Source organism: Mycobacterium sp. 852002-51057_SCH5723018 (assembly GCF_001667035.1).
In the GTDB taxonomy this organism is placed as follows: Bacteria; Actinomycetota; Actinomycetes; order Mycobacteriales; family Mycobacteriaceae; genus Mycobacterium.
The window spans coordinates 34,903-46,840 of the sequence record NZ_LZIR01000047.1; the positions used below are offsets into that span (position 1 = coordinate 34,903).

The window sequence follows — 11,938 nt, forward strand, 5'->3', positions numbered from 1 at the left end:
CTCAGTCGGGCAACTGAGCCTCGGCCGCTGCCAACCGAGAGGAGAGCGTCCCGTCGATCACCTCGTCGGCCACGGCGATCAACAGCCCGCCCAGCAGGTCGGGGTCGATGTCCACCTGCACAGTCACCGGGTGGCCGTAGATCCGGCTGAGAACCTCGGTGACACGGGTGCGCTGGGCGTTGCTGAGTTCGGCTGCGGCGCTGACCTGCGCGACGATTTCGCCGCGCCGCGCCACCGCGACATCCGCCAAGAACTTCATGGCTTCCTCGGCCGGCTCGCCTCGGAGCAGCTCGACAGTCTGGGTGAGAAGTGTCCTCGCGACCGGGTTTACCCTGCCGCTGGCGTTGTCAAGCACCTTGCGCAGCAAGCCCACCCGACCTTCGGCCGGGGTGCCGTAGTCACCCAACAGGATGGCAAGTCGCGGCTGCAGCTCGAGGGCGCGAGAGAACCTGAACAGCTGGTCTTCGACCTCGTCCACGCGGTCCTCACGTTCGGCGACTTCCAGCAGCGCTTGCCGTGACACGTGTTCGATGGCATCGACCAGATCGGAGTTGGCCGACCAACGCTCCGAGACTGCTGCCCGAAGAACGTCGAGCGTGGCGTCGCCGACTTTGCCGGAGACCAGTCGTTCGACCAACCGGACGCGCGGGCCCGCGTCTTCGGCGGGCACGGTGAGATAGCGGGTGACGACGATTTCGCGGTCCAGCATCTGGCCCACCGAGACCAGCTCGCTGGAGACGGTGGAAAGTCCTTTGTTGTCAAGGTTTTTGGCGATCGTGTTGAACCGGTCTGACAAGTTTTCAAGTGCTTGGCGACTGGCCGAGCGCATCCTCTTCATCAGGGGGTACTCGACGTTGGCGGATGCCGGCGCCATCGCGTCAAGTTCGTCCAGGAACCGGTCCACGGTGGCCGACTGTTGCGCCGCGTCGCCGACGTAGTTGCGCACCAAGTCTCTGGCCCGTCGCACGGATTCGTGGCCCAGCTCGAGCCGGAGCTGACGGGTCAGCTGCGACCGAAGCAGCTCGGCCTGGCGCCCACCCTGCACCTTGATGCGTTCCGCCTCGACCTCGGCCTGGGTCCGGAATTGTTCGGCGATCCGTTGCGAGTCTTCCTGGGCCTCTTCGACAACCCGTTCCGCCTCCGACTTGGCGGCTTCCACCGCCTTGCTGTGGGCGGTGGTCGACTCGGTGAGCCGCTCGGCGGCCGCGGCCGAATCGGCCAACTGCTGGCGCACCGCGTCCTGCCGGGCGTTCATCAAGTTCCGCACTGGCGGCACGACATACCGCACCACGATCAACACGATGATCGCGAACCCGAACAGCTGTCCGAAAAAAGTCGACATTGGTGATTACCGCCCGGATGACCCAGTTGCGGAGGTTGCCGCGGCGGTGGGCGCGACCTCGACGCCCAGGATGCGGCTTGCCAGGGTCGCCGACATGTTTCCGACGTTGGCCCGCAGATCCAGTTCCACGGTGTCCCTCTCCCGCTTCAATTGCTCGGCGGCCAGCTGCAACGTCGACATCACCTCTTGCTCGGCACGGGCGCGCGCGTCTTCGACGACCTTACGACCTTCTGCCCGGGCATTGTCCCGGAAGGACGACGCCTGCACGCGGCCTTCCTTCATGGCTTCTTCGTAGTCGGCCTGGGCGGCCTCGAACTGCTCGGCCGACTTCTTGTTGTCGGCGGCGGTCTTGGCGACCATGGCGTCGCGTTCGCGCACCACCCTCATGATCGACGGCACCACGAACGTGCCGATGATGGCGAGCACGATCAGGAAGATGGCCAGCACGAAGAAGAAGGTGCCATTGGGAACGAGGAAGTTGCTGCCGCCCCCCTTGCCCCCTTCGGCCTGGCTGGACGCCAGCACAATCAGGTTCGAGTCACCCATCACGGCGCGGAACTACGTGACGGGGGTGGCGAAGACGAACAACGCCATGAAGGCCAGGTTGATGAAGTAGGCCGCCTCAACCAGACCGACGGTGATGAAGAACGGCGTGAACAACCGGCCCTGTGCCTCCGGCTGCCGGGCGATACCCGCAACCAGCGCGTTACCCGCGACACCGTCGCCGATACCGGCACCGATCGCACCGCCACCCATGATCAGTCCACCACCGATGAGGGCACCGGCAGCGATAGTGGGGTCCATTCTCTTCTCCTTTATCTAGCGTTATCTGGTGGCTATCTGGTAGCGGTCTACCAGGTTTCAGTGATCCTCTTCCAGTTCCATGGCCTGGCTGAAGTACAAGATGGTCAGGATCGAGAAGATGAAGGCCTGGATCGCGCCGACGAACAGGTCGAACGATTTCCAGATGGCGTTGGGCAACCACATGATGTACGGCGGGAACATCGCGATCAGCGCCACCAGGATGCCGCCGGCGAAGATGTTGCCAAAGAGTCGGAGCGACAACGAGATCGGCTTGGCCAATTCCTCGACGAGGTTGATCGGCGCCAGGAAAGCCACGTGCCCCTTGAGGACCTTGACCGGATGCCCGACGATGCCACGGCGCCAGATCCCGGCCGCGTGGTAGCAGACGAACACGAAAAGGGCCAGTGCCAGCACGTAATTGATGTCGGCCGCCGCCGATTTGAGCAGCTCGGTGGCGTGACCGGATTTGTCGGTGTACTGCAGCGGAAGCACCGACAGCCAGTTGGAGATCAGGATGAACACGAAAATCGTGACGGCCAGCGGCAGCACGAACGGCGCGATCCGCATCCCGATGGCGCTCTCGATCTGGTTGCGCATCTGGATGGTGATGGCCTCCCAGAACAATTGGACGCCGCTGGGAACGTCGGTCGACGTCACCTTGGAGCGAAGGAAGAAGGCCAGCGCGACCACGATCACGGCGGCGATGGCCGTCGACAGCACGGTGTCGGTGTTGACGGTCAGCCCGAGCCACTTCGCGGTGTTGTGCTCCCCCACCTCGATCTGAGAACCGGCCAGGATCGTCTCAATCATCGCTGGTGCTCCTCAATTCCGTCCCTGCGTGGCCCTCCAGGCCCGCGGACGGGCCCGGTTCGCCGGTGCGCAGCTTCTTGTAGACCGGCAGCGCGGTCGACGCGACCAACAGCAGCTGGAAGAGCGCCAGACCGAAAACCACGCCCAGTCCCGCCGGCCGGAAAACGTAGGCGAGGACCAGCCCGACCACGGTGATGATCGCCAGCCGTGACGCCGAGTTGACCGCCATCGACCTTTTCAGCGGATGGTCGCGGGAGGTGATGGATTCGACCGACCGACGCACCAGGAGCGCGTTGAGCAAACCCAGCAGCAACCCGACGCCGAAGAACACGCCGACCATGAGATGCCCCAACAGCCCGGAGGCGAGCATCGCCAGCGCGGTGATTCCAGCGCTGATCACAAAGAGCCGAACCGGACGGAAAGCAACAGAGGGGAACACCAACGGCGCGTCCTGCGCTGGTGTCGTCACTGCAGCACCTCAATCCCAGTAGCTAGAGCGGAAACCACCCGACCGACCGACCGGTGGCCCGCCGAGCGTATCGCACGTCACACCGGGGTGACCCAAGGGGTAGTTTCCCCCGTCGCTCTTGAATTAACGCGATCCGGACAAACGTCCGATTGGCCGGTTGGCCGTCAACCCTCGAGGCTTCTTTCGGGGTTCTACCTGCACCGTACCATATGGTAGACGGCCCTACTACCGCGTGTCGTAGACTCGTCAGTCCACGTCTTCGTAGTCGTCGCGGCGGCGCATCAGCGGGATGGCCGTGGCCACGCCGGCGACGACGAGCGCGCCCACCATCACCTCCGCGGTACGGCGGGGATTGAAAAAGATCGTGCTCGCGGCGCCGAACGCCACGATGCCCACCCACAGATAGATCAGCAGCACCACCCGGCGATGCGAATGACCGATTTGCAGCAACCGGTGGTGCAGGTGCATCTTGTCGGGGCTGAAGGCGCTGCGGCCGGCGCGGGTGCGGCGCACGATCGCCAGCAGCAGGTCGAGCATCGGCACGAACATGACCGCCACGACCAGTAGGAACGGCGACAGCAGAGCAAACACATCCCGGGCGCCGTAGGCGTTCTGCGAGACGGGGCCGGCGGCGGTCGTGGAGGCGGCGGCGAGCATCAGGCCGATCAGCATGGAGCCCGAATCTCCCATGAAGATCTTGGCCCGGTGGAAGTTGTGCGGCAAAAAGCCCAGACAGGCGCCCGCGAGCACGACGGAGATCACCGCCGGCGGATAGAACAGCACATCACCGCCGTGGTCGCGCAGCAGTCCCACGGAGAAAATGCAGATGGCCATCGCGGTGATCAGGCCCAGCCCGGCGGCCAGCCCGTCGAGCCCGTCGACGAAGTTCATCGCATTGACGATCGAAACCGTCAGCGCCAGGGTGAGCAGGATCGACGAGGCCTGGTCCAGCACGATGGTGCCGACGCCGCCCAGCGGGATGTACAGGACGCTCCAGGCGACACCCATGGTGACCAGCACACTGGCGGCCGTGATCTGGCCGGCGAACTTGGTCAAAGCGTCCAGGCCCCAACGGTCGTCGATGAGGCCGATGCCGACGATCACCGCGCCCGCCACCAGGACCGCGGGCATGCCGGTGGAGTAGACGAACCCGCGGGTGAGCGCCGGAAGCTGCCACGCAAGAAAGACGGCCGCGACGACGCCGACAAACATCGCCAGCCCACCCATCCGTGGGGTCGGCGTGACGTGCACGTCGCGTTCCCTCGGGTAGGCGACCGCGCCCAGGCGGGTGGCCAGCACCCGCACCGGCCCCGTCGCGAAGTACGTGATGATCGCCGCGGTCAGCCCGACCAGCGCAAGCTCGCGCAGCGGAACACCGGCGCCGCGGTCGGATAGGGCGAACAAGCCACCGGCGAGGCTGGCTGGGTCGCTGGACACCACGAGACCGTACTGCACCAACCTGAGACCGGGACACTCGCGCTGTGTAGCTCTAGGCGGTCAGGGTCCCCGGGTCCACGCCGAGCACCTCCGCGATCCGTTCGGCGCTCACCGGACCCGCCCGCAGGATGCGGGGGGTTGCTCCGGTCAGGTCGAGGATCGTCGAGGCGGCCTGCTGCTGGGCCGGGCCGGCGTCGAGATAGACATCGACGAGATCGCCGAGCTGGCTGCGCGCCTCGCCGGCGTCCACCGCGGGCGGCCGGCCGGAGATGTTGGCGCTGGAGACCGCCATCGGCCCCACCTCGCGCAGCAAGTCGATGGCCACCGGGTGCAAAGGCATCCGCAGCATCACGGTGCCGCGGGCGTCGCCGAGGTCCCACTGCAGCGACGGCGCCTGCGCGACCACCAGGCTCAGCGCGCCCGGCCAGAAGGCGCGGATGAGTTCGCGCGCACCGTCGGGCATGGTGTAGACCAGGCCTTCGATGGTGTGCCAGGAGCCCACCAGCACACCGACCGGCATGTCGCGGCCGCGGCCCTTGGCCGCCAGCAGCGCGGCCACCGCGGTGCTGTCGAAGGCGTCGGCGCCGATGCCGTACACGGTGTCGGTCGGCATGACGACCAGCCGGCCGCTCTTGAGAGCCCCGACCGCCGAGGTGATTCCGAGGGCGCGCTGGTCGGCGTCGGAGCAGTTGAACACCTCAGCCATCAGGGCTCCTACGCGCCGTCACGAACCGCGGCCGCCCGGCGAGATCGCGGTGGGCCTCGACGTCGTCGAAAAGCGTTGTGGCCTCGACCAATTCGACCGTCCGCGACGACGTGGTGTCGTCGTGCTCGACGGCGAACAGCCCCCCGGGGCGCAGCCAGCGCCCCGCGAGGCGGACCACGGCGGCGATCACCGCCATGCCGTCGGCCCCGCCGAACACCGCGTGCGGCGGATCGTGTTGGGCCACTTCGGGTTCCAGGTCGACGTCGTCGGGGACGTAGGGCGGGTTGGCCACCACCAGGTCGACCCTTCGATCGAGTTCGGCGAGCAGGCCGGCCTCCGTGACGTCGGCGCGCACCAGTTCCACGGCGGTGCCGTCGGCGTTGCGCCGCGCGTACTCGAGGGCCGTGTCGGAGTCGTCGATGGCGATGACGCGGGCCGCGGGGCGGTGCTGGGCCAGTGCGACCGCCAATGCGCCAGAGCCGGTGCAGACATCGACGATGGCGGGCCGCGCGGCGAGGCGTTGCGCGGTCGCCCATTCCAGCATGGCCTCGGTCTCGGGACGCGGTATGAATACCCCCGGACCGACGTGCAGCGTCACCGGCCCGAACGCCGCCGTCCCGGTGAGGTGCTGCAACGGCACCCGCCGGGAGCGCGCGGCCACGATCTCGCGGTAACGACCGAGGAATTCGTCGCCGGGCGGCTCGAGCAGGGTGAGCCGACCGCGCTCGGTGCCGACCAGATGAGCGGCCAGCTCCTCGGCGTCGTAACGGGCGGAATCGATTCCGGCTTCGGCGAGTTGCGCCGCCGCCGAGTCGATCGCGCGCCGCAGGATGGTCATGCCTGTTGTAACCGCGATTGCTTGTCCGCGGCGCTCAGCGCGTCGAACAGCGCATCGAGGTCACCGTCGAGCACCTGGTCGAGGTTGTGCGCCTTGAAACCGATGCGGTGGTCGGTGATCCGGTTCTCCGGGAAGTTGTAGGTGCGGATCCGCTCGCTGCGGTCCACCGTGCGGATCTGGCTGGCCCGGTCGGCCGACGCGTCGGCTTGCGCCTGTTCCTCGGCCATCACCTGCAGGCGAGCGGCCAGCACCTGCAACGCGCGGGCTTTGTTCTGCAGCTGGGATCGTTCGTTCTGGCAGGTGACGACGATCCCGGTGGGCAGGTGGGTGATCCGCACCGCGGAGTCGGTGGTGTTGACGCCCTGCCCGCCCTTGCCGGACGAGCGGTACACGTCGATGCGCAGATCCGATTCGTCGATCTGCACCTCGCCGACCTCTTCGGGTTCGGGGTAGACGAGCACACCGGCCGCCGACGTATGAACGCGCCCTTGGGATTCCGTCACCGGGACGCGCTGCACGCGATGCACGCCGCCCTCGAACTTCATTCGCGACCACACCCCGTCGACCGAGTCGCCCTTGCTGCCGATGGACAGCGTCGCGTCCTTGTAGCCGCCCAGATCGGAAGTGGTTTCGTCGAGCACCGTCACGTTCCAGCCGTGCCGCTCGGCGTAGCGGATGTACATCCGGGCCAGGTCGGCGGCGAACAGCGCCGATTCCTCGCCGCCCTCACCGGATTTGACCTCGAGCACGATGTCGTCCGCGTCGTGGGGGTCGCGGGGGGCCAGCATGTCGGTGAGCTGGGTGTCCAGTTCGGCCACCTTGGACTCGAGTTCGATGACCTCCTCGGCGAACGACTCATCGTCGGCGGCCAGCTCGCGCGCGGCCTCCAGGTCGCCGCGTGCGAGCACCAGCTTGCGGTAGGTGCCAACGATCGGGGCCAAGCGGGCGAACCGTCGTCCGGCTTTGCGCGCCTCGTCGGGGTTGCTGTGCAGTTCGGGGTCGGCCAGCCGCTGCTCGAGCTCGGCGTGTTCGGCCAGCAGCACGTCAATGGTCTGTACGGGCTGCGTCATGTGTCACCTCCTACCCCAAACGCGAACCGACGCCCGGCCTGTGCGGGCTCGCACAGTTCGGGCGTCGGTAAGCCAGCTATTTGTCGGTCGACTCGGCCTGGTCGGCCGCGGCCTTGCGCTTGCCGTAGCGCTTCTCGAAGCGGGCCACCCGGCCGCCGCTGTCGAGGATCTTCTGCTTGCCGGTGTAGAAGGGATGGCACTGCGAGCAGACCTCGACCACGATGTTGCCGCCGGGCTTGGTGCTGCGGGTCTGGAAGGTGTTGCCGCACCCGCAGTGGACGGTGGTCTCCGCGTAGGCGGGGTGAATGTCAGCTTTCATGATGTCCTCTTCGCGTTGTCGCCCGGGCCCGCGTGTGCGGCGGTCGGGCGTGAAATCCGAACCTGACGCGGTTCTGGAGTAGTCGACGCTCGATTATGCCAGGTCAACCACACCTGCCCAAACACCGAGCTGCGCCCACGCATTCCCGGCGAGGGTTTGCGCGGCGCCGGCGCGGTGGTTAGTCGTTGTCCATCGACCCAGGCGTCGTCTTGGACACCTGCACCAGGAACTCGTAGTTGTTCTTCGTCTTGCGCAGCTGCGACATCAGCAGGTCGATGGCCTGGTGGGGGTCCAGACCCGACAGCACGCGGCGCAGCTTGTGCACGACGCCGAACTCGTCGGTCGACAGCAGCAGCTCGTCCTTGCGGGTGCCCGAGGGGTTGACGTCGACCGCGGGGAAGACGCGCCGTTCGGCGATCTTGCGGTCCAGCTTGAGCTCGGCGTTACCGGTGCCCTTGAACTCCTCGAAAATCACCGTGTCGCCGGTGGATCCGGTCTCGACCATCGCGGTGGCGATTATGGTCAGCGAGCCGCCTTCCTCGATGTTGCGCGCGGCGCCGAGGAAGCGCTTGGGCGGGTACAGCGCGGTGGAGTCGACACCGCCGGACAGGATCCGGCCCGACGCCGGTGACGCGTTGTTGTACGCGCGCCCGAGGCGGGTGATCGAGTCGAGCAGCACCACAACGTCCTTGCCCTCCTCGACAAGCCGCTTGGCGCGTTCGATCGCCAGCTCGGCGACCGAAGTGTGGTCCGACGGCGGCCGGTCGAACGTCGAGGCGATGACCTCGCCCTTGACCGAACGCGTCATGTCGGTGACCTCCTCAGGGCGCTCGTCGACGAGGACGACCATGAGGTGGCATTCGGGGTTGTTCTTGGTGATCGCGTTGGCGATGTCTTGCAGGATCGTGGTCTTGCCCGCCTTGGGCGGCGAGACGATCAGCGCGCGCTGGCCCTTGCCGATCGGCATGATCAGGTCGATGACCCGCGTGGTCAGCCGATCGGGCGTGGTTTCCAGGCGAAGCCGCTGGTTGGGGTACAACGGCGTCAACTTGCCGAATTCGGGCCGCTTCCTGGCGTCTTCGACGGAACCGCCGTTGACGCTGTCCAACCGGACCAGCGGGTTGAACTTCTGGCGCTGGTTGGGCTGCTCGCCGTCCCGGGGCACGCGAACCGCGCCGGTCACCGCGTCGCCGCGGCGCAGGCCGTTCTTGCGCACCATGTTCATGGACACATAGACGTCGTGCGGGCCGGCCAGGTAGCCGGAGGTGCGCACGAACGCGTAATTGTCGAGAACGTCAAGGATTCCGGCGACGGGCTGGACGACATCGTCTTCCCGCAGCTCGGTATCGGTGCCGTCGCCCGACCGCTCACCGCGGCGCCTGCGGTCACGGAACCGGCGTCCCCGCCGGCCCTGACGGCCTTCGCCGTCCTCATCCTGCTGGTTCGAGCCGCGCTGCTGCTGGCCGCCCGAGCCCTGCTGGTCACCGCTTTGGTCGCTGCCGGCGTCTTGCCCGCGCTCGTCGGTCTTGGTGGCCTGTCGGCCCTGCTGGCGCTTGTTGCCATCCCCGGTCTGCGCGGCGTCCGTACGCTCCCGGGTGTCCCCGCGATCCGCCTCATCGGCTGTGCGGGTGGGTGATCCGGTGTCGCGGGAGGCGCCGCGCCGCTCCCGGCGTGGCGCTTCGGTGGTGGAACCGTTCTGTTCGCCGTGAGCCACGGGCGCGTCGGTCGGTGCTTCGGCCTGCGCCGGCGCTTCGGCGGTGGCAGTGTCGGATTTGCCGCCGTCCTGCGGGACGGCGGGGGCCGCGGTCCCGTTGGCCAGTCCCCGGATTTCCTTGATCGCGGCGATAAGTTCGCTCTTGCGCATGCCCGACGTCCCCTTGACGCCGACTTGGTTAGCCAACGCGCGCAGTTCGGCCAGCACCATGGTGGACAGGGAGCCGCCCGCGGCAGGGGTTTTGACCTCGGGTGTGTCTTGGGTCACGGCGTCCGACTGCTGGGTGCTGTCGGTGCTTTCGCCAGCCGTGAACAGGTCCGTATCAGTCACGGATTTCCTTTCTTCCCCCGCTGATCAGGTCATACGGGGGGTTCGTTGCAATCAGCCAATTTGCCGAGTGCGCCCAATCATCGACTCTGCAACGGTGATCGCCAGGATCGGCGGAGAATTCGGCGAACCTCGTTCACGAGAAGAATTGGTGTTGTCCTAGCGGCAAGGCAGTAGTTTGCAGATGCAGATGCTGCGATTGCTGGACGGATCCGAGGATATCCTGCATCTCTGCCGGAAGCAAGCAAACCCTCCGGCCGCGCCATGGATCAACTCCCGACCGTGACGCCCGGGCTCCAGCGAACTCCTTCGCCGGCGGTCATCGTGGAGAGGGTAAATCCGTTCGCGGCCCCGTATTCCAGCGCTTGCGGGGGCAACTCGGGTTCTGTGCTTAGTGCTATGAGCGAGGGGCCTGCCCCAGAAAGCGTCGCTGCCACTCTGTAACGGCGCAGCAGTCGCAGATATTCCGCCGAGGTGGGCATCGCGGGGGCCCGTTGCGGTTGATGAAGCAGGTCTTCGGTGGCCGCCATCAGCAGGTCCGGTCGTTCGGTGAGGGCCACCACCAGCAATGCGGCGCGGCTGACGTTGAACCGGGCGTCGTCGTGGGTGACCTGAGCCGGCAACAACACCCGCGTCTCGGCGGTCAGCGAGCGCTCCTCGGGAATCGCGCAAAACAGCCGGATGTCGGGGTGCAGCCGCAGCGGTACGGCCAGGTAGTCGGGCCGCTCGCCGGTGCGCTCGATCCAGGACACCACCGCCCCGCCCAACACCGCGGCCGCGGCATTGTCGGGATGGCCCTCGAACTCCGAGCTCAGCTGGATCAGCTGGTCGACGCTCAGCGGAGGCGAATCCGTCTGTGCGACAAGACCGTTCACCGCCGCCAGGCCACTGACGACGGCCGCCGCCGACGATCCCAGACCGCGGGAATGTGGAATGGCGTTGCGGCAGCGCACCACCATCCCGGGCACGCTGATCCCTAACGCCTGCAGCCCGCGTTCGATGGCGCGCACCACCAGATGTCCGGCGTCCAGGGGCACCTGGTCGGCGCCCTCTCCCTCGACCTCCACGACCAAGCCGGAATCCGTTGTCTCGACGACGACTTCGTCGCACAGGCTCAGCGCCAGGCCGATGCTGTCGAAACCCGGGCCCAGGTTGGCGCTGGACGCCGACACGACGGCGCTCGCCGCCAACCCGGCGGGCAGCATCTGGGTCACCAACCCGAGTCCACTTAGGCCAGCCCCAACTTCTCCACTACCAGTACCGGGTCAACCGGCAGGGGCGACACGGTCGGCATGTCCTTCAGCGCGGTGTCCGGATCCTTGAGGCCATTGCCGGTCACCGTGCACACCACCGTGGACCCGCGCGCCACCCAGCCGTCCTCGACCGCCTTGAGCAGGCCCGCGATGCTGGCCGCGGACGCGGGCTCGACGAAGACGCCCTCGGAGGCCGCCACCAGGTGGTAGGCCGCCAGGATCTCCTCGTCGGTCGCGGCCAGGAAGCGCCCGTTGGACTGCTGCTGGGCGTTGACGGCGGCCGCCCACGATGCCGGTGCGCCGATGCGGATCGCGGTCGCGATGGTCTCCGGGTGCGCGACCGGTTCACCGAGCACCAGCGGCGCCGCGCCGGCCGCCTGGGTGCCCAGCATGCGGGGCAGCCTGTCGATGACGCCCTCGTGGTGGTATTCGGTGTAGCCCTTCCAATACGCGGTGATGTTGCCGGCGTTGCCGACCGGCAGCGCGTGCACGTCGGGAGCGGTGCCCAGCGCGTCCACGATCTCGAACGCCGCGGTTTTCTGGCCCTCGATGCGCACCGGGTTGACGGAGTTGACCAGCGAGATGGTCGGGAAGTCGGCGGCCATCTTGCGCGCCAGCTCCAGGCAGTCGTCGAAGTTGCCGTCGATCTGGATGATCTTGGCGCCGTGCATAACCGCCTGGGCCAGCTTGCCCATCGCGATCTTGCCCTGCGGGATCAGCACGGCGCAGGTGATGCCGGCGCGGGCGGCATAGGCCGCCGCCGAGGCCGAGGTGTTTCCGGTCGACGCGCACAGCACGGCCTGCTGGCCGCGGGCCAGGGCGTCGGTGACCGCCATCGTCATGCCCCGG

13 protein-coding genes are annotated in these 11,938 nt (G+C 67.3%); all 13 read right to left on the reverse strand.

All coding sequences use genetic code 11. The features are described from left to right. Position 1 precedes the first annotated feature (1 nt). A complete protein-coding gene (locus tag A5764_RS11140; protein ID WP_067113095.1) occupies positions 2-1,342 on the reverse strand; it encodes a F0F1 ATP synthase subunit B/delta in 1,341 nt (446 codons plus the stop codon). Positions 1,343-1,348: 6 nt separating this feature from the next. Next, positions 1,349-1,888: a F0F1 ATP synthase subunit B gene (locus tag A5764_RS11145; protein WP_067113099.1), complete on the reverse strand. Its 540-nt coding sequence runs from the start codon at positions 1,886-1,888 to the stop codon at positions 1,349-1,351. A 12-nt stretch (positions 1,889-1,900) separates the two neighbouring features. Continuing rightward, positions 1,901-2,146: a F0F1 ATP synthase subunit C gene (locus tag A5764_RS11150; protein WP_067113102.1), complete on the reverse strand. Its 246-nt coding sequence runs from the start codon at positions 2,144-2,146 to the stop codon at positions 1,901-1,903. A 57-nt stretch (positions 2,147-2,203) separates the two neighbouring features. Then, complete coding sequence (gene atpB / locus A5764_RS11155; RefSeq protein ID WP_067113105.1) at positions 2,204-2,956, reverse strand: F0F1 ATP synthase subunit A; 753 nt, start codon at positions 2,954-2,956, stop codon at positions 2,204-2,206. Further along, positions 2,949-3,425, reverse strand: a complete 477-nt coding sequence (locus A5764_RS11160) for an ATP synthase subunit I (protein WP_067113108.1) — start codon at positions 3,423-3,425, stop codon at positions 2,949-2,951. The genes atpB and A5764_RS11160 overlap by 8 nt, the downstream gene beginning before the upstream one ends. Before the next feature lie 246 nt (positions 3,426-3,671). Then, positions 3,672-4,880, reverse strand: coding sequence for a glycosyltransferase family 4 protein (locus tag A5764_RS11165; RefSeq protein ID WP_067113111.1), 1,209 nt, complete (start codon positions 4,878-4,880; stop codon positions 3,672-3,674). A gap of 34 nt (positions 4,881-4,914) precedes the next feature. After that, a complete protein-coding gene (locus A5764_RS11170) occupies positions 4,915-5,568 on the reverse strand; it encodes an L-threonylcarbamoyladenylate synthase (RefSeq protein ID WP_067113114.1) in 654 nt (217 codons plus the stop codon). Then, on the reverse strand, positions 5,561-6,406 hold the full coding sequence (gene prmC / locus A5764_RS11175; protein WP_067113117.1) for a peptide chain release factor N(5)-glutamine methyltransferase: 846 nt from the start codon (positions 6,404-6,406) through the stop codon (positions 5,561-5,563). Before prmC ends, A5764_RS11170 begins: the two co-directional genes overlap by 8 nt. Further along, the gene (gene prfA / locus A5764_RS11180; protein WP_067113120.1) at positions 6,403-7,476 is read right to left on the reverse strand and encodes a peptide chain release factor 1; all 1,074 of its coding nucleotides are present in this window, start codon (positions 7,474-7,476) and stop codon (positions 6,403-6,405) included. The genes prmC and prfA overlap by 4 nt, the downstream gene beginning before the upstream one ends. A 76-nt stretch (positions 7,477-7,552) precedes the next feature. Continuing rightward, positions 7,553-7,795 carry a 50S ribosomal protein L31 gene (gene rpmE, locus A5764_RS11185; protein ID WP_067113123.1) on the reverse strand — a complete coding sequence of 81 codons (243 nt, stop codon included), beginning with the start codon at positions 7,793-7,795 and terminating at the stop codon, positions 7,553-7,555. A gap of 178 nt (positions 7,796-7,973) precedes the next feature. Further along, a complete protein-coding gene (gene rho / locus A5764_RS11190) occupies positions 7,974-9,839 on the reverse strand; it encodes a transcription termination factor Rho (protein WP_067113126.1) in 1,866 nt (621 codons plus the stop codon). A 266-nt stretch (positions 9,840-10,105) separates the two neighbouring features. Then, the gene (gene thrB / locus A5764_RS11195) at positions 10,106-11,053 is read right to left on the reverse strand and encodes a homoserine kinase (protein ID WP_156664620.1); all 948 of its coding nucleotides are present in this window, start codon (positions 11,051-11,053) and stop codon (positions 10,106-10,108) included. Positions 11,054-11,064: 11 nt separating this feature from the next. Beyond that, positions 11,065-11,938, reverse strand: an 874-nt coding sequence (gene thrC / locus A5764_RS11200) for a threonine synthase (protein WP_067113135.1), incomplete at its 5' end; no start/stop codon positions are given.

What these genes read in the sequence shown, in the direction of transcription:
- A5764_RS11140 (WP_067113095.1), bottom strand. Translation starts at nt 1,342, where the DNA reads ATGTCGACTTTTTTCGGACAGCTGTTCGGGTTCGCGATCATCGTGTTG.
- A5764_RS11145 (WP_067113099.1), bottom strand. Translation starts at nt 1,888, where the DNA reads ATGGGTGACTCGAACCTGATTGTGCTGGCGTCCAGCCAGGCCGAAGGG.
- A5764_RS11150 (WP_067113102.1), bottom strand. Translation starts at nt 2,146, where the DNA reads ATGGACCCCACTATCGCTGCCGGTGCCCTCATCGGTGGTGGACTGATC.
- atpB (WP_067113105.1), bottom strand. Translation starts at nt 2,956, where the DNA reads ATGATTGAGACGATCCTGGCCGGTTCTCAGATCGAGGTGGGGGAGCAC.
- A5764_RS11170 (WP_067113114.1), bottom strand. Translation starts at nt 5,568, where the DNA reads ATGGCTGAGGTGTTCAACTGCTCCGACGCCGACCAGCGCGCCCTCGGA.
- prmC (WP_067113117.1), bottom strand. Translation starts at nt 6,406, where the DNA reads ATGACCATCCTGCGGCGCGCGATCGACTCGGCGGCGGCGCAACTCGCC.
- prfA (WP_067113120.1), bottom strand. Translation starts at nt 7,476, where the DNA reads ATGACGCAGCCCGTACAGACCATTGACGTGCTGCTGGCCGAACACGCC.
- rpmE (WP_067113123.1), bottom strand. Translation starts at nt 7,795, where the DNA reads ATGAAAGCTGACATTCACCCCGCCTACGCGGAGACCACCGTCCACTGC.